This is a genomic window from Vibrio sp. TMPB1044, assembly GCF_030442075.1.
GTDB lineage: Bacteria > Pseudomonadota > Gammaproteobacteria > Enterobacterales > Vibrionaceae > Vibrio > Vibrio satsumensis.
Map to the genome: position 1 here is coordinate 20,041 of NZ_JAUJED010000003.1, position 16,520 is coordinate 36,560.

The 16,520-nt window shown below is 44.7% G+C and carries 17 protein-coding genes; 9 read left to right on the forward strand and 8 right to left on the reverse strand.

Annotation, left to right across the window (positions count from 1 at the left end):
* Positions 1–2 precede the first annotated feature (2 nt).
* The 3 genes from QQ041_RS00470 (at position 3) to QQ041_RS00480 (ending at position 1,542) form a co-directional block, all read left to right on the forward strand.
* Positions 3–335, forward strand: coding sequence for a hypothetical protein (locus QQ041_RS00470; RefSeq protein ID WP_261383467.1), 333 nt, complete (start codon positions 3–5; stop codon positions 333–335).
* Between the two features lie 109 nt (positions 336–444).
* Positions 445–1,059 (forward strand): LysE family translocator, encoded by a 615-nt coding sequence (locus QQ041_RS00475; protein ID WP_285952847.1) that lies wholly within the window; start codon positions 445–447, stop codon positions 1,057–1,059.
* A gap of 48 nt (positions 1,060–1,107) precedes the next feature.
* Positions 1,108–1,542 carry an N-acetyltransferase gene (locus QQ041_RS00480; protein ID WP_285952848.1) on the forward strand — a complete coding sequence of 145 codons (435 nt, stop codon included), beginning with the start codon at positions 1,108–1,110 and terminating at the stop codon, positions 1,540–1,542.
* 41 nt (positions 1,543–1,583) lie between these two features.
* Here the strand turns inward: QQ041_RS00480 and QQ041_RS00485 are convergent, their stop codons facing one another.
* The 4 genes from QQ041_RS00485 to QQ041_RS00500 form a co-directional block, all read right to left on the reverse strand.
* Complete coding sequence (locus QQ041_RS00485) at positions 1,584–2,051, reverse strand: DUF3429 domain-containing protein (protein ID WP_285952849.1); 468 nt, start codon at positions 2,049–2,051, stop codon at positions 1,584–1,586.
* Complete coding sequence (locus QQ041_RS00490) at positions 2,048–2,593, reverse strand: glutathione peroxidase (protein WP_285952850.1); 546 nt, start codon at positions 2,591–2,593, stop codon at positions 2,048–2,050. Before QQ041_RS00490 ends, QQ041_RS00485 begins: the two co-directional genes overlap by 4 nt.
* Positions 2,594–2,690: 97 nt before the next feature.
* Positions 2,691–4,013, reverse strand: a complete 1,323-nt coding sequence (locus tag QQ041_RS00495) for an AarF/ABC1/UbiB kinase family protein (protein WP_285952851.1) — start codon at positions 4,011–4,013, stop codon at positions 2,691–2,693.
* Positions 4,014–4,234: 221 nt separating this feature from the next.
* Complete coding sequence (locus QQ041_RS00500) at positions 4,235–4,621, reverse strand: thiol-disulfide oxidoreductase DCC family protein (protein WP_146491768.1); 387 nt, start codon at positions 4,619–4,621, stop codon at positions 4,235–4,237.
* Between the two features lie 396 nt (positions 4,622–5,017).
* Here QQ041_RS00500 and QQ041_RS00505 point away from each other — a divergent pair, with 396 nt between their 5' ends.
* Positions 5,018–6,808: a hypothetical protein gene (locus tag QQ041_RS00505; protein WP_285952852.1), complete on the forward strand. Its 1,791-nt coding sequence runs from the start codon at positions 5,018–5,020 to the stop codon at positions 6,806–6,808.
* 114 nt (positions 6,809–6,922) lie between these two features.
* On the opposite strand, the gene QQ041_RS00510 is transcribed toward QQ041_RS00505, so the two are convergent.
* A complete protein-coding gene (locus tag QQ041_RS00510; RefSeq protein WP_285952853.1) occupies positions 6,923–8,266 on the reverse strand; it encodes a sigma-54-dependent Fis family transcriptional regulator in 1,344 nt (447 codons plus the stop codon).
* Positions 8,267–8,548: 282 nt separating this feature from the next.
* Here QQ041_RS00510 and QQ041_RS00515 point away from each other — a divergent pair, with 282 nt between their 5' ends.
* The 3 genes from QQ041_RS00515 to QQ041_RS00525 all read left to right on the forward strand — a co-directional run bounded on the left by QQ041_RS00515 (position 8,549) and on the right by QQ041_RS00525 (position 11,667).
* The gene (locus tag QQ041_RS00515) at positions 8,549–9,106 is read left to right on the forward strand and encodes a DUF1439 domain-containing protein (RefSeq protein ID WP_285952854.1); all 558 of its coding nucleotides are present in this window, start codon (positions 8,549–8,551) and stop codon (positions 9,104–9,106) included.
* A 223-nt stretch (positions 9,107–9,329) separates the two neighbouring features.
* A complete protein-coding gene (locus QQ041_RS00520; protein WP_285952855.1) occupies positions 9,330–10,892 on the forward strand; it encodes a glutamate synthase-related protein in 1,563 nt (520 codons plus the stop codon).
* A 253-nt stretch (positions 10,893–11,145) separates the two neighbouring features.
* Positions 11,146–11,667, forward strand: coding sequence for an NADPH-dependent FMN reductase (locus tag QQ041_RS00525; protein ID WP_146491772.1), 522 nt, complete (start codon positions 11,146–11,148; stop codon positions 11,665–11,667).
* Between the two features lie 106 nt (positions 11,668–11,773).
* On the opposite strand, the gene QQ041_RS00530 is transcribed toward QQ041_RS00525, so the two are convergent.
* On the reverse strand, positions 11,774–12,586 hold the full coding sequence (locus tag QQ041_RS00530) for an enoyl-CoA hydratase/isomerase family protein (protein WP_285952856.1): 813 nt from the start codon (positions 12,584–12,586) through the stop codon (positions 11,774–11,776).
* A 130-nt stretch (positions 12,587–12,716) separates the two neighbouring features.
* Between QQ041_RS00530 and QQ041_RS00535 the strand changes: the two genes are divergently transcribed.
* Positions 12,717–13,676, forward strand: coding sequence for a LysR family transcriptional regulator (locus QQ041_RS00535; protein ID WP_285952857.1), 960 nt, complete (start codon positions 12,717–12,719; stop codon positions 13,674–13,676).
* A gap of 152 nt (positions 13,677–13,828) precedes the next feature.
* The gene (soxR, locus tag QQ041_RS00540; protein ID WP_146491775.1) at positions 13,829–14,269 is read left to right on the forward strand and encodes a redox-sensitive transcriptional activator SoxR; all 441 of its coding nucleotides are present in this window, start codon (positions 13,829–13,831) and stop codon (positions 14,267–14,269) included.
* Between the two features lie 17 nt (positions 14,270–14,286).
* Here soxR and QQ041_RS00545 read toward each other — a convergent pair whose 3' ends face one another.
* Positions 14,287–15,051, reverse strand: a complete 765-nt coding sequence (locus QQ041_RS00545) for a carbohydrate deacetylase (RefSeq protein ID WP_285952858.1) — start codon at positions 15,049–15,051, stop codon at positions 14,287–14,289.
* A gap of 109 nt (positions 15,052–15,160) precedes the next feature.
* Positions 15,161–16,489 carry a 6-phospho-beta-glucosidase gene (locus QQ041_RS00550; protein ID WP_285952859.1) on the reverse strand — a complete coding sequence of 443 codons (1,329 nt, stop codon included), beginning with the start codon at positions 16,487–16,489 and terminating at the stop codon, positions 15,161–15,163.
* Positions 16,490–16,520: the final 31 nt, after the last annotated feature.

Sequence of the window (16,520 nt, forward strand, 5' to 3'; positions counted from 1 at the left end):
ATATGAATAAGTGGATGCTGCTCCTTTCTCTGTTTTCAGCTACCTCATACAGCTCCTTTGATTTTTCAAGTGAGGGTATTACTGCTCCTGACTTCAATTCTCCGGATTTCAAGCCGCCTGAAGTTTCTCAACAGGAACAGCACAATATCGTTTGTGAAAGCGTGGTCTGCAATTCAACGTCTGCACGCCAGTCGGTTCCTGTTGTTGGTGAAGTGCCTGATAGAGAGCTTAACCAAACCATTGAAACTCTTGCGAGTGCTATCTATATCATCGGTGAAATTGGTGTCGCGGAAAACTTGTCTACGCCAGAATATGAGAAGTTTTTTGAGAATTAGTTGAAAGGATACGACAGTAGGATTGGTACTGGTTTTAATAGCTGCTATAAAAGGTCGTATCTCATTTAATGATACGACAACCTTGGCGTATTGAGACTAGGAAATACCAATGGAAATATGGAAGTTGCTGCTGTTTATCCCCGCTTGTTTTGCGCTCAACATGACTCCGGGCCCTAACAATTTGTTATCAATGAACAACGCCCGTTGTTATGGATTTAAGGCCGCCTTTGTCGCTGGGTTAGGAAGAATCCTCGCTTTTTCTGGCATGATTGCTTTGGCTGCATCTGGCTTAGCGGTTGTGCTTTATACCTCTGAAACTCTGTTCTTCCTTATCAAACTATTTGGTGCGATGTATCTGTTGTGGATCGCGTTCAACCTATGGCGCTCACAAGCGAGCCCGGTCGAGGAAATCGAACGAAATAAGAATTGGTTTGGTCTGGTTAAACAAGAATTGGCACTTGCCGCTGGCAACCCTAAAGCGATACTTATCTTCACCGCATTTCTTCCTCAATTTGTTGATGTTTCTGCGAACGTAAATACTCAATTCTTTGCTTTAGGTAGTACGTTCCTTGTGTTAGAAATGTTCGCGATTTCCATCTATGCGGCATTTGGCTTATATCTACGAAATTGGTTTTCAAAACCTCAAATGGCCAAGCGCTTCAATAAAGCATGTTCTGTGTTTCTTGCCTTGTCTGGTGCGAATTTGTTGGTGAGCCGTCAGTAGCTCTCATTTTGTTTGTTTAGTTTATCGTTAATCTTTTAAGGCCTATGTATGAATGTTGTCTGTGCGGAAAAACAAGAACTGGCTGATATCTACCAGCTTGAACACGCTTTGTTTGGCGAGCACGCCTATCCGCTGTTTTTCTTTCGTCAGGCGTTTGATTGCTGGGGGAAGGGCTTGTTGGTGGCGAAACAAGCTTCGCAGGTTGCGGGCTATGTGTTAATGATACCAACCGATAAACAACAGGAGTATTGGGTTTTGTCATTGGCTGTTGATACGGCTTACCGAGGCATGGGGATTGGCAGAAAGCTAATGCAGCAGGCGATAGAAACCTTGCCACAAAAATCCAAGCTGTTGCTTACCGTTGACCCAAATAACAACTCGGCTTGTGAACTGTATTTGTCGATGGGTTTCGTGACTATCAAGGAAGAGAGTAATTATTTCGGTGACGATGAGCCTCGTCAGGTCATGCAGCTCATCGTCTAGTTCCCGCTTCATGTATCTGTTTAGATGTAAGCATCGCATGCTTAAGTTAGCATCACGATACCGCGCATCAGCACCACGCTGGACGTTAATCGGGTTCGCATATCAAAATAGCCATCGGGGCCTTCACTTTGGTTCTCTTCTCTCATAGACCTTTCCGCTCGCCAAACCGCAATGTAGCCAATGATAAGAAGGATAATGGTGAGAAACTCTTGCTGCTCACCTAGCAACACCGACAGCCAAGCTGTCAACACAATAACATTGCTTAGAATCAGAGCCTTGTTGATGGATGGGCTTTCGAAATTTTCGATGCCATTTCCCCACAAAATACCTGACAAAAAACTCAATATGACCACGCTGTAGGTGATGAAGAGTGTTTCGCCGCTCAAGCTAAATAATTGGCTGTCGGTGAGTGATAACAGTAGGCCGAATAAAAAGGGGATTAAACCCAAATAACCAAGCTTGGCCATGGTGTTGCGTGTTTGAGTTGTCGCCATATAGTCCGCCCTCATAACTGTTGCTCTATTGCATTTTTGAGGGTACTACTGGTTGGCGATGTAGAACTCGGGAAAGTTGCAATCACTTTACCTTCTTTGCTGACCAAGAACTTGTAGAAATTCCATTTCGGTTTGATACCGGCTTGTTGTTGGATTTCGGAAAAGACTGGGTTTGCGTCAGGTCCAGACAGTGAAGCGCGCGCCATCATTGGAAAGGTGACGCCATAATCTAGGTAGCAGATTTTAGCGGATTGCTCCTCGCTTCCTCTGTCTTGGCGGAAATCATTACTTGGGAACCCAACAACCGTGAACCCTTTATCTTTATACGTTTGGTGAAGCTGCTCAAGTTGCTCGAACTGAGGCGTGAAACCGCATTGGCTTGCCGTATTTACGATCAATAAAGTCTTACCTTGAAATTCTTCACACAGCTCAATTTCTTCGTTTGAATTTAACAGTCTTTGTTTGCCTTTGAGTATCTCTGGGCAGCTTGCTGAAAAAGCGATAGAGCTCGTTAGGCTTGTAATCAGGGCGGTGGAGCAAAGCAGTGAAGGTTTCATAGGTTTGGCTCATTTTAGTTGGCGTAACTGTTAGTACTCTTGCGCAGCGCGAAATGATCACTCTGCTAATCATTAACCGTCACTATTTATGAACGAATCAAGTGTCATCGCTGATGAGATATGGAGCGACCAAACGACTTATGTTCACCCTTGCACCAAGGCGAGCGGCTAACAGATACATGCCACCGATTTTACGATGGAGGAATAGTGCGTCTGCGGGTGGCGTGTGCCAATACTCTTGTTCCATGCTCAAGATGGTGCCAGCTTCACGAAGTCGTTGAGCTAAACCGCTGGCTTTAAAATCGTACTCTTCGTCGACCAACATCGGTTCACACGCCATAGTCACCAAGTTGAGAATGGCTTGGCGTTGTTCGGGGAGAATCGTCTCGCTAAAGAACCCTATTTGCTCTAACGCTTGGTTGAGTCCTTGCTCATCGTTGTTAATCACTGAAGAAAAGGCTAAGCGATAACCTTCGCTGAATCGGTCGCTGTATTCTCGAGTTGCTCCGAAATCTAATAAGCCAATTTGTCGGGTGTTTTCAACGTAAAGGTAGTTGGCGAAATTGGGATCGGTTTGCACCATCTTAAAGTCGAATAACTCTCTAAATAGGAGCTCAAGCAAGCTGTGCATCACAAAGTCACGGGTGCTTTGGTCGTAACTTTCTATCTGTTCTATTGAGACGCCCTCAATGAAGTCCATGGCGAGCACGGATTCTGAAGAGACTTGCGGATGGATCTTAGGTACGACGAAGTGTGAGTGTTCTTTTAATGCATTGTGATAACGATTCGCATAGTCCGCCTCACGAGCATAGTCTGCTTCATCGTGGAGCTGTTTCTTTGCCTCTTCTAATAAGCCTTTGTAGTCGACCGATTTGGGTATCAACCCAACAATATTAAGTAATGTGCCCACGTTGTCCACATCACTGTCGATGCTTTTTCGAATGCCTGGATATTGGACTTTGATGGCAAGTTTGTCTCCAGAGTCGCTATACGCTTGGTGAACCTGACCGATGGACGCACTGGCGATAGGCTTAAAGTTGAAGGAGATAAACTCCACCTTCCAGTTCATTCCGAGCGAATTTTCTAACACTTGATTGAGCTGTTTGGCTGGCAGAGGGTCAGCGTCTGAACGTAGGCGAGCAAGAATGTTGGCTAACTCTGGTTCAAGAATATCACCCGCATCCATCGACAGCATTTGACCGAGTTTCATCGCTGCTCCACGCAGGTGCGCGAGCTGGTCGGTCAGGCGAGCAATGTTCTGTGGCGTTAACAGCAAGTCTTTTGCCTTGGGTCTGTTGCCTTGTGCGATTTGCTTGGTGCCTTCTGTTAGTACGTTACCTGCGACTCTTGTCGCCAACGAGGCGAACTTACTAAATCTAGAAAGTCGATGAGTGGGAAGATTTCTCTCTTTTGCCGACATAAAGTCTCTCTCTGGGAATCTGGGTTCACTACAAAGTTCTATCAATCATTACACAACGTTATGTTTTGTTGTGATAACTTGTCGCGTGGAACAGTAAACAGAATTAAAAGGACAAAGCATGAAATTTATTTGGTTGAAAGTGGTCGTTACTGTACTGGTGTTCGCAGCACTGTTTGGCATCGTTTACTACAAAGTCGCCAGCGGCATATCTTAACTCAATACTATTTGATGCAGCTGTTTCCGTTGCAACGCGACTTTCCGGTTAGCCAGAACGAAATTTTATATCGATTCTTGGCAAACCGTAGATAGCACCAATCTGCCACTGGCTTGAACATCGTCCAACGTAACGGGGCATACAGCCAACCTTTTCCTACTAGCTTCCACGCTTGGTAAGTCACGTCTAGACCGAGCAGCAGCTTTCCGTTTTCGTCCAGTGCATGCAAAATTGTATTGGCTGCCTCGGCATCTATTTGTGGGTAGTTTGAAAACGCTTCACTGTAGATATCGATGGTCTGGATCTGATTTTTGGAATCAGACTTAGTCAGTGCTGCCATCTCTTTTGCGCAAAGTGGGCAGGTTCCATCGTAAAATATCGTCAGTTGTGTCATTGTTTTTCCGCCTGTGGCTTAGTTAGAAGAACCTTCAGTTGCCCGCTAAATCGGCACCCTTCACACGCTTGTTATTCGATAAGCTTAAAGTGGCTACGCTATTGTACCTTTTAAAGATCACTCTCCTCGTATCAAAGCTCTAAATATGTCTGACTTAGACACTTTGTTCACCCTTTCAAGTTCTTGATTATTTGGTCAAATCTCGACTTTATGGACAAATGATAACAAAGCGTCCAATAAAGGTGTGCCTTCAATATATAAACATCAACCAAATCAATTAGTTGAACTTGGCTTGGAATATGCTCTATCGAACCTACGAATTGCTAAAGGATTTTCTCCAATTTGGGCAAGGCAGAAAACCCTAACAGCATAAGTATGAACAAATGGAGAGAGAACATGAAGGTTATAAATTATTTACTTAGTGTGCTTTTGTTGTTTAGTAGCCCCCAGTTGGCATGGGCTACGGTTGATGTGATGGAACTTGATGGTAATGCGACCAGTGATAATAGTGGTATTGATTGGGACGATGTAAATGATCCCAATAGCATGGTTGGGATTGCAGAATTTTTCCAAAAAGACCGTAACGGTATCGACCAAATTTTTTGGAAGGGGGGATCAAAAGATGATTCCGACATTACGGATTGGGCGTTCCGTACTGCGTCACCACAACCAAAAGATGACTTTACTAATGCGTATGCTGCTGCCTTTGAAAGCGAAGGCGATTTGCTGATTTACTTTGGTGCAGACCGATATGCCAACAATGGTGATATGTACATTGGTTTCTGGTTCTTACAAGACCAAGTAGGATTACCAGATGGACAAACTAAGGGCGACTTTGTTGGGCAGCATGTCAATGGGGACATCCTTGTGCTGATTTCATTCCCACAAGCGAGCGGTGGGAACCCCTACATTGAAGTATTCCAATGGGATTTGAATAATGGTGATGTGACTGACAACATGACGAGAATTTTCCAAACTGACGGAGATCCTAAATCGAATGATTTTGTTGGTGCACGATGTGGCAGTGGCGCTGTCGGTGTCGAGAAGATATGTGCGATTTCAAATGATGATTCTATCGGGGCAATTGCTTTACCCAATGTACAAGGTTGGGATTATCTAGCTAAAACGGGTGAAACTACAACGATTCCAACAGAGAGCTTTGTGGAAGGTCGATTAAACTTGTCAGCTCTGTTAAATGATGAGTTTGGTATTGAGGATATTCCTTGTTTCAGTAGCTTCTTAGTGGAGTCACGAGCTTCCCGTTCGATTGATGCATCTTTGGCTGACTTCGTTGTCGGCTCATTCAGTTTATGTAGTATCAGCATAGCGGCGACTTGTAACACAACCAGTTTTACGGTTGATGGCATGTTCAATATCGATTATACCGTGACGGTGACCAACACTGGTCCTGGTTCGTTAGGCACCAATGGTGATTATGACGTGGCCTTTTTATCGGAGTCACCAATCTTAGGTGCGCTTCCTGTGGTTGGGAACGGTGATGAAGTGTGGAGCGTCGGTGAGTCATTCTCATTCATGGGTAATTACTTGTCTGTAAATAACGGTGCCGTCGGCGTGATAGATGGTTCAGTGGATCTTGATGGGCTTATCGTGAATGCTCAAGCTCCTGTGGCTTACAATTGTCCGCCAATCGACTTGAGTCCAATGGTTGAGATTTCTAAGGTATGTAATAGCTTCTTAGAGGTTGATAGTGGTCAAGTTGTGCTTAAGAAAACCTATGATGTTGAAATATGTAATACCGGTGATATCCCATTGGCCATTGAATCGCTGGTGGATTCTAAGGATGACTCTTTGAGCCGTTCTGACTTACCTACCGAAGTCGTCAACAGCAGTTATTACCTCGACTTCGCTTTACCTTGTGATGATCTTGAGGATGTGACCACATGTGGTGCTGGTAATATGTGTAGTGCATTAAGTGCCGACCCTGAGCTGTTTGCTTGTAAGACGGGTGAAGGAGAGTGGATACCGAACTTTGGTGATGCGATTGGTCAAGTGTGTACGCAAGTAAGCAAAACCTATGCGCCAAATGTGTTACCAACTGGAGTAGACGGAATGCTATCTAATCAAGTTACAGCAACGTTTGACTCGCTGTTCTTGCAAGAAGCATTTATGGAAACATCGAACATTGCAACCTGTGATGTTTGTCCATTTACTGTTCCAGAGCCATAAGTACTTTCATTAATTGAGTACAACTAAACTTTAAAGCAGCCTAGTTCGTTAGGCTGCTTTATTAGTTATTTAGTTATTTAGTTATTTAGTTATTTAGTTATTTAGTTAGGCGACTTAAATTACTATCTGATGTTTTTTGATTAGCTTGTACAAGGTTGTCCGAGAAATAGACAACGCTTTAGCAGATTGGGAAATATTGTAGTGGTGTTGCTGAATCACTCGACGAACATTTTTTGAAGAAAGTCGAGTGTCACTCTCAGTGTCGGGTGACTCGTCTTTCAATTGAATCCCCATATGACGAGTAGAGAGGGCACTTGAATTAGAAAGAACAATCGCTCTTTTTATGCAGTTGAATAATTCTCGGACATTGCCCGGCCAATGGTACTGTTTCATTTGCTCAAGGGTGTCACTAGGCAGTTTGGTTTTGGATGCATATTTGTGCTTCAGCTCAAATCGAACCAAATCTTCTATGTCTTCTTTGTGATCATTGAGTGGCACTAAATCCAATGGAAGTACATTGATCCGGTGAAAGAGATCCTTTCGAAATTTACCCGCAGCAACGGCTTGTTCGATGTTGACGTTGGTGGCGAAAATCACACGGCAATCTACGGGCAATTGGTTGTTACTGCCTAATCGCTCTATCAAGTTATTTTCTAGAAAATGGAGTAAGTAGGTTTGCAGCGATAGTTCAAGGTCGCCGATCTCATCTAAAAATAGTGTGCCACCATTCGCTCTTTCTACATGTCCGACGTAGCGTTTGTTTGCTCCAGTGAACGAGCCTTTTTCAAAACCAAATAACTCGGAGTGAATCAGTGACTGTGGAATTGCGCCACAATTTACTGCGATAAAAGGTTTCTGGCTACGAGCTGAGGCTTCATGTATTAAACGTGCACATAGGCTTTTTCCTGTTCCTGTTTCCCCTTGAATCAGTACTGGAAAATCGTTGTTAGCGATCTTAGTTATTTTCTTTTTAAGTTGTTGGATGGTGCTGGATTGCCCCACCAATTGATATTCATGGCACGAGGAAGGCTTAGGTTTGTTTTGCTTGGTGTCTACCATGCCATATGCATGCCCTAAATTTCGACAAAGCCATTCTGTATCAATAGGTAGATGGTAATAATCCCAATAGGTTTGCTTAATGAGCGATAAGTTGCGGCTTGGTGGATGGTTGCAGATAGCGATTGCTTTTAAACTTGGAAAGCGAGCCTTCAGCGTTGATATTTGCTCATATTGCTTGTCGATCGAGGATGATGTTAGACAAGAAACCACAATTGGTGCGTAGCTGTCGCTGCGGGTGTTAAGTAAGTGAATGGCTTGTTCGGTCGTTTCTGCTATTTGAGCTTCCCAGTTATGGAGACGCAACTCATCTACCCACTGACTATGGTGCAGGCATGCGGTGTTGCATAATAGAATCACAGAACGAGTTTTAGGCTCAGGTGATACTCTTTTTGATGACATTGTGCTCACTCTTCATGCTTCGACTCCATGATGAAACCTACAGTAAGCCCCCTAAATATCCCATAAGCTTAGAAGCAAAATTCAATTAATTCGAGTACACAAATCTGATAGCGTTGATCTAGCAAGTGGCATTGTCTCAAGCGAGAAAGTCAATCAGGTGCTTTACTTACTGATAGTAAAGGCATCCATGAATATCGTGTGTTTGCTGTTTTTACTGTTTTGTTTATTGATGTTCACAAGGTAAACTCCGCGCTAATCACTAACGATAAAGAGCTGATATTGATGATAATTAACGTAGCAAAGAAGTTCATTTTGGCAGCGTCTGCGCTGGTGCTAAGTGGTTGTGTGAGCTATAGCGTGACTGAACAAGAAATGACGAACTACCTACAAGATTCTGTGATGTTAGAGCAAGAAGTCGGTGTGCAAAACGTTATGTATGCGCAAGTGGCGGTTGATGACTTAGCGGTGCAAATTGGTCGATCTGATGCCGAGCGTGTGTCTGTTCTGGCGAATACCAATGCAAAGGTTCAAGTGTTTAACATGCCAAACATGGGGTTGGATTTAGACTTAGAGTTCAGCGCGATTCCTGAATACGACAAGGAAAGTGGCGAGGTGTATCTAAAGTCGCTGCGACTAGAACGCTTTGAGGAGAAGGGACAGCAGCTTTCTCCTGAAATAGAGAAATTGCTCAAACCCGCTGTATCGATGATTGGTTTTGCCTTGTCTCAGTCTCCGGTATACAAACTGGACAGTAATAAAGTGCAAGAGTCGTTGATTAAGTCATCGGAACCCAATTTGGTGATTAAAGACAATAAACTGGTTATCGAGTTATTCGATTAACCTTTTCGTTTTAGCTCGGGCTAAGATTTGAACATAATGGCTGCCGATTAGGTGGCCATTTTTGTTTGTGTTGAGTCGGTCATGCCTGTTTTTGGCTGGTTTACTCACCTTGTCTATCCGTCTCATTTATTGAATTCGCCGCGTATCTCACCTTTACTTTACTCTTGTGAGCAAGTCATCGCTTCAGTCATCAAATGATAAAAAAGAAAAAGGTGAACGAACTATGAAGAGTCCAGTAATAGCGGATAACAAACCCGTCAAAGTCGAGCTGACAGAAGGCGAAGAGTATTACTTCTGTACCTGCGGGCGGTCTAAAAGCCAACCTTTTTGCGACGGTTCCCATTCAGGTACTGGCTTTAAACCAAAAAGCTTTGTCGCGGAAGAGAGCGGAGACGCCTACCTTTGCCGCTGTAAATATTCGAACAATCTCCCTTTTTGCGATGGCACTCATAAACAATTCACCGCAGAGCAAATAGGCCAAGAAGGCCCTGGTGTTCATGTCCAATCTGCGGCTCCCGAAAGCCCGCCAGCTGCGACTGCAACCAAAGAAGAACCCACGGTCGAGTTCATCCATCAATTGGCGCGCGATGGCTTATCTAAGGTTGGGCATCATGGGCCAATGACCTCAATGGGTGTGCCTAGGTATTTATTGCCTCACTGGGATGATATTCAAGTGATGGTCGCGCAAATGGCGACTAAGCCTTTGCTGGAGAACGTGCCCGTTGGTACTGAGCTGATTATTGGGCCTAAAGCGAAAAAGCCGCTCAGATTGAATATCTCCTTGTTTGTGTCTGATATGAGTTTTGGCTCTCTATCTGAAGAAGCAAAGGTCTCGTTGGCGACAGGTGCCGAACTCGCAGGGACAGGGATCTGCTCTGGAGAGGGCGGCATGTTACCCGAAGAGCAGGCCGCCAACTCTCGCTATTTTTATGAATTAGCCAGTGCCCAGTTTGGTTACGATGAATCTAAGCTCAAGAATGTCCAAGCATTCCATTTTAAAGGTGGGCAGGGTGCGAAAACCGGAACGGGCGGTCATCTACCGGGGGCGAAAAACATTGGCAAGATAGCAGAGGTGCGTGGCATTGAAGCGGGCACGGCTGCGATTTCTCCACCCACCTTTGTCGATCTAAAAACGGTCGAAGATTTCAAAAAGTTCGCCGACCGAGTTCGAGAATTGACGGGCGGTATCCCGATTGGCTTTAAGTTAAGTGCCAATCATATTGAAGAGGATATTCAGTTCGCACTTGATGCCAGTGCTGATTACATCATTTTAGACGGTCGAGGCGGCGGTACAGGCGCGGCGCCAGAAATGTTCCGAGACCATATCAGTGTGCCAACGATTCCAGCTTTGGCTCGCGCTAGAGCTTACCTTGATAAACAAGGCGTCAGTGACCGAGTTACATTGATCATCACGGGTGGTTTACGCGTTCCGATGGACTTTGTGAAAGCGATGGCGCTTGGTGCTGATGGCGTCGCTATCTCAAACAGCGCTATGCAGTCGATAGGGTGTGTGGCGGCGAGAATGTGTAACACTAATAATTGCCCGGCGGGTATTGCGACTCAAAAGGCCGACTTACGTCAGCGTTTAAATATCGAGAAAGCATCGAATCAGCTTAAAAATTTCTTCGAGGCGTCGACAGAATTAATGCAAGTGATGGCGAGAGCGTGTGGGCATGATCATCTGAATCAATTCAACCCTCACGATTTGGCTACATGGAATCGTGAGATGGCTGAATTATCGGGCGTTGCCTATTCTGGTGTTAGTCCACTCAATCCACTTAAGTAAACAGCATTTCGATACAGCACACCTACTGCATTTGTGGGTGTGCTTATTTTTGCCTGTGTCATACAACGCCATACTTCACCAGTCGTAATTTGCTGATTTATAGGTTCTTTTGAATTATTTTCTATTTTTTGAAAATATCGCTTTACCTCAAGTTAACTTGAGGTTTTATCATCCTCCCCAATCTAAATACACAGACAATCGCCTCTGAAACCATGAATGTGGAAAGGTGATACAAATGAATTAGGAACCAACAATGAAAGTACTAGCGATTGGCGCGACCAACAGTAAAGCATCGATTAACCAACAATTAGCAGCGTACACTGCAAGCTTAGCCGAGGGCGCGCAAGTAGAGGTGCTCGATCTTAATGATTTCGAGATGCCTATTTACAGTGAAGACAGAGAAAAAGAGTCCGGCGTTCATCACCACGCGCTGCGCTTTTTCAGCAAAATTGGCGAAGCTGATGCTGTGGTCATCTCTTTTGCAGAGTACAACGGTTCATACACCGCAGCCTTTAAGAATGTGTTTGATTGGACATCACGAATCGACATGAAAGTGTACCAAGGCAAACCTGTTGTTATGCTTTCCACATCACCAGGCCCAGGCGGCGCAAGTTCTGTGCTGTCGTCAGCGGTAAATTCGGCACCTTACTTTGATGCTGATGTGAAAGGCTCTATGTCGGTGCCAAGTTTCTACGACAACTTTGATGTAGAAACGGGAGAGATCATCAATGCCGAAATGGCCGAGAACTTGAAATCGATCATGAGTCAGATCTAACGGCTTCAGTGAGTGAGATAATTAATAAATCGATATATAGATACATAGATAAACAGTTAGATACATAAATGGCCATCAAGCGATGGCCATTTAATTACGTCAGTGTCTATTGTGATAGCTCTGCAGCGGTGTCAACGAAGATACCTTGAATGTCTTTCGCTTCGCGTTCAGTTTGACCGCCATGCTTTAGGAATGCTGCAATAATGGCTGCTGTTTTTTGCTCTTTTGCACGCTCTAAGAAGTAACGCAATTCTAGCTCTGCACCCGCTTGCTCATCTTTGATTGAAGCTGAGATGATCTCTTTGTACATCACGATATCACGCACTTCCAACTGGCTGATCACACCGAGTGTCGCTGCTAAGAAATCTTCTAGCTCAGCCTTCGGCACGAACTGAGTAATGATGTTACGGCTTTCAGCTTGCTGAGCGGTAAAATCGTTACCGAGTAGCAAAGCTTGTAGCGCTTTGTTTTTGCCCATGCGTCTTGCAAATTGCACTGCGCCTTGGCCACCCGTTGGGATGTTTACATGAATTTCTGGTTGTGCGAACGCTGAGTTTTCAGTGCCATAAGCAAGGTCACACGCCATCACAAACTCATTACCGCCCCCACGAGCTACGCCATCAACAACCGCAACAGAGACTTGCTTCATTGATTTGATGTTTTCAATCATATGGTTGAATTCAATCGAACCGGCTTGTCCACCTTGTGTACCGTTGATCACATTGAGATCTAAATGAGCCAGAAAGAAGCTCTCATGTAATGATTTAAATACCACAACCTTAGTATCACGATCATCTTTCAATGAAATCACAAAAGCATTGATCTCGTTGATCAAGTCGAAAGTCAGCACGTTCACCGGTGGATTGTTGATCGATACGGTTGCAATGCCATTTTGGTTAGTCACAGATAGTAGTGTCATGGGGTGTTCCTCTATTAGGTCGGGACTGAATGTTGTCTCCGTTATGTGCAGCTACTATAGATTTGTAATAAGATGAGAAAAATAGTCATATTGGCACTTTATTGGTGCTTTAAATGCAACAAAGGACGTTATGGATATATCGAGTCGTTTATTATTGTTACTTGAAGTGGTTGAGCTAGGTTCGTTTGTCAAAGTTGCGGAGCAAAGAAATGTCGACCGTTCCGTTATCTCTAAACAGATCAGCCGTCTTGAGGAAGAGCTTGATGTTCGGTTACTCAATCGCACCACTCGTTCGTTATCTCTGACTGCCGCAGGCAATGAGATGGTCAATCAAGCGCATCAGCTTCGTGCACTGTTGAACGATACTCGACGCTTGGCGCAAAACTATCATGCAGAGCCTCGAGGATTATTAAGAATCACCAGCTCTACTATGTTTGGTCGACAATATGTTCAGCAGGCGATTGCGGTTTTCCAGAAGCAGTATCCAGATGTTGATTTTGAATTGAGACTCGAAGATCGAATCGTCGATATGGTTAAAGAAGGGTTTGATATTGGTTTCCGTATTGGTAAGCCCAAAAACTCTAGTCTAATCAGCCGTAAGATAGCCAGAAGTCGATTGTTGATTGTTGCTTCACCTGAGTTCATTGCTCAGCATGGCGAGATCAACACAATTGAAAGGTTAGAGTCATTACCTGCAACTATTTACGCTGCTCCGGGTTTGTTGATCGATAAGTTTTCTTATGTCGATCAAGAGGGGCAAGCTCAGCATTTTCAGCTTAATGCCGCTTATAAAGTGAATGACGTTGAGATGATTTCGAAGAGCGCGCTAACTGGCAGTACTCTCGCGGTCGTCACGGCGCAGATGATTGAAGATGAAGTACTCAGTGGAGAGTTGGTGCCTATAATGACTCACTTAAACTTGGATGACTTTGGCACTTTCTATGCGGTGTACCCACATCGAGATGCACCCATAAAAACTAAGCTCTTCATTGATACATTGAAAACTATTGTCGGTGAAGATAAACCCGTGTGGGAGCAAGGCATTCCCGGGTTTGACGACATGTATGGTAATCAGCGAACAAAATCATAGCTCAGACAATCAATACGTTAGTTTACTTTGTTGCGCGTATTTTTTAACCTAGCCCAAAACTAAATTTGAACCCAAACTTCAAGTTAAAGTGAACTCTATTATACTGGTCATTATCAGGACGAAACGGCGATTCAAACAGGAAATGAAAGATCATGAGAAACATCGTATACCTCAGCATAGGCCAGTTGGCAGAGCGCAGCGGCGTGGCTCCTTCGGCCCTACGTTTTTACGAAACCAAGGGGTTGATTGCTTCGATTCGTACTAACGGAAATCAGCGCCGGTATCAGTCGGCGATGTTGCGTCGAATCGCGTTGATACAAGTCGCACAGTCGATAGGCTTCACGCTCGAAGAGATCACCGAAGAGTTATCAACACTGCCGATGAACCATACCGCGACTAAGCGAGATTGGGAACGCGTCGCGAAGAAATGGCAGGGGCAACTGGACAGCAAGATGGCGCAGATTAAATCGTTACAAGAAAACCTAACCGGCTGTATCGGTTGTGGTTGTCTGAGTATGCAGAAATGCCAATTGTTGAACCCTGAAGATATTCTGCATGATCAAGGGCAGGGCGCACAACGGATCGTTGAGTAGCCCTGATTTAAGGTTCCCTATCTGAGATTATCGAATCCAATGCACTCAATATGATGGTCAGCTAGCCACTGTTTTAGCGCAGGACTAGTGAGAAGTTGATGCTCTTCGACGCGTTTATCACTGTAGCTTGATAGGGATTTAAGCTGTTTGCACGCCAAGAGTGAAGGGTGGCACATTAACTCAAGTACACCGTTAGGTATCATAGTTTGGTAGCTCAGTAATAAATCCTGCAGGCCATTAAGCGATACGCCTGCGTCAAAGAAGCGCATGTCGAAAGCGTCTGGCGTTGGCACTCGCAGTGTATCTTGGCCACTCAAGATGTTATCGATTCGTCTAACTGGAAGACCAATGCGATTCACTGTGCGGGTAAACGCTGCTTTTAGAGGCTTAAACACACCACCAAAGTGATGGCTGTCGATATGGTTAATCTTTAAGCCTGCATCGAGGGCGGCTTGATATTGCGCGTTGAGTTCGAGCATCACCTCATCTTCATTCACATCTGATTTATCGAACAAAGTGACGTTGCTAAAGAAGTGGCCGTGCTCGTCGACTAAGCTCGGAACCTGCTCTGGTGGCGTCAGTGGTTTGCCTGCGGTGACCGTAAAGTGCAAGCCAACTTCCGGGACTAAACCTTGATGAAAGAGCTTAATCGCGTGCTGCGTACCCGGTTGATTCATCATGATGGTGGTCGACTTAACCAAACCCGCCTTAAAGCAGTCGACGATGCCATGGTTCACGCTTTCAGTGAGGCCGAAATCATCGGCGTTGAGTATCAATTTCATGATGACCTCTTATTAAAAGATTTGGATTTAATATCTTGAATGAGCTCAGCTTTAGCCAGGCTCATTAGCTTCTATCATCAAGTTCATTAGCTGCTAACAAAGTGCCACACTAAGCGAGTCGATGAGCGAACGCAGGCATGAAGTCTAAGTTCTCGCGAATGGTTTCTTGCAAAGCCTCGTCGATGTGCGAACCACTATCAACGATAGGGTTTAAGATCAGAGCACGTTTTGCTGTTGCGATGTCACCTGTCATCGCCGCTTTAACGGTCAGAGTTTCAAACTCTTTCATCTGCTGAATCAAGCGCAGTGCGTCGCTATCAAAAGGTTCAACGTTCAGTGGCAGGATCGCACTGCTGGTGATTACCGAACTTACTTCTACCGCACAGTCATCAGGTAATCCTTGAATGGCACCATTGTTGCGAGTGTTAACGTGCATGATAGAACGTTTGTTATTGTGAATACTGCTCATGAGCTCACAGGCCGCTTCAGAGTAGTAAGCACCACCTCGTTCTTCTAACAATTTAGGCTTGGTATTGAGCGTTGGATCTTTGTAGATCTCTAACAACTGTTGTTCAACTTTGGCAACTAAGTCTGCGCGATTAGTACTGTTTTCAGACGCAGCAAACTCTTTGTCTAAGATGTCTCTGGATTGGTAGTAGTAACGTAAGTACGCACATGGCACTAAGTTCAGTGAGCGAATAAGCTCACCGTCCCACTCAAAAGGAGGGATGTTCTTTGGCATCATTTGATCGTTACCACCGAGAAGTTGTTCGATGAGTTCTCCCAACTTGTCTTCACCTTTATGAAGCACCTTACGAGCCCACACTAGATGGTTTAAGCCAGCGATTTGCATCGTCATATCTTTACGCTCTGCACCGAGCATTTTTGCCGCGCCTAGCTCCATGTTGACGGGGACGTTACATAGACCAACGGTTTTAATGGTTGAGTGCTTAATCAGTGCTTCCGTTACCATACCTGATGGGTTGGTGAAGTTGAGTAGCCACGCATTCGGACACAATACTTCCATCTCTTTCGCTATCTCGAGTGCAATAGGAATGGTTCGGCAAGCATTAGAGAAGCCACCCAAGCCATTGGTCTCTTGGCCGATCATCCGATATTTCAGAGCAATCCTTTCGTCACGTAATCTTGCTTCCATTCTTCCTGCGCGAAACTGTGAGCAGACAAAATCCGAGTCTTTCAGGGCTGATTTTCGATCCGTGGTTAGGTGAACATTAATCTCACAGCCTGCTTTGTTTATCATTCGCTTGGTGAGCGCCGCGATTATCTCTGCTTTTTCCATGCCTTCTTCGATATCGACTAACCACAGATCAGAGATAGGTAATTCGTGATGGCGCTTGAGTAGCCCTTCAACGAGCTCTGGGGTGTAACTTGAACCACCACCAATCACGGTTACTTTGAGTTTTTGATTCTGTTGCATGTTGTTCACCATTTAATGTTGTAGATTACGT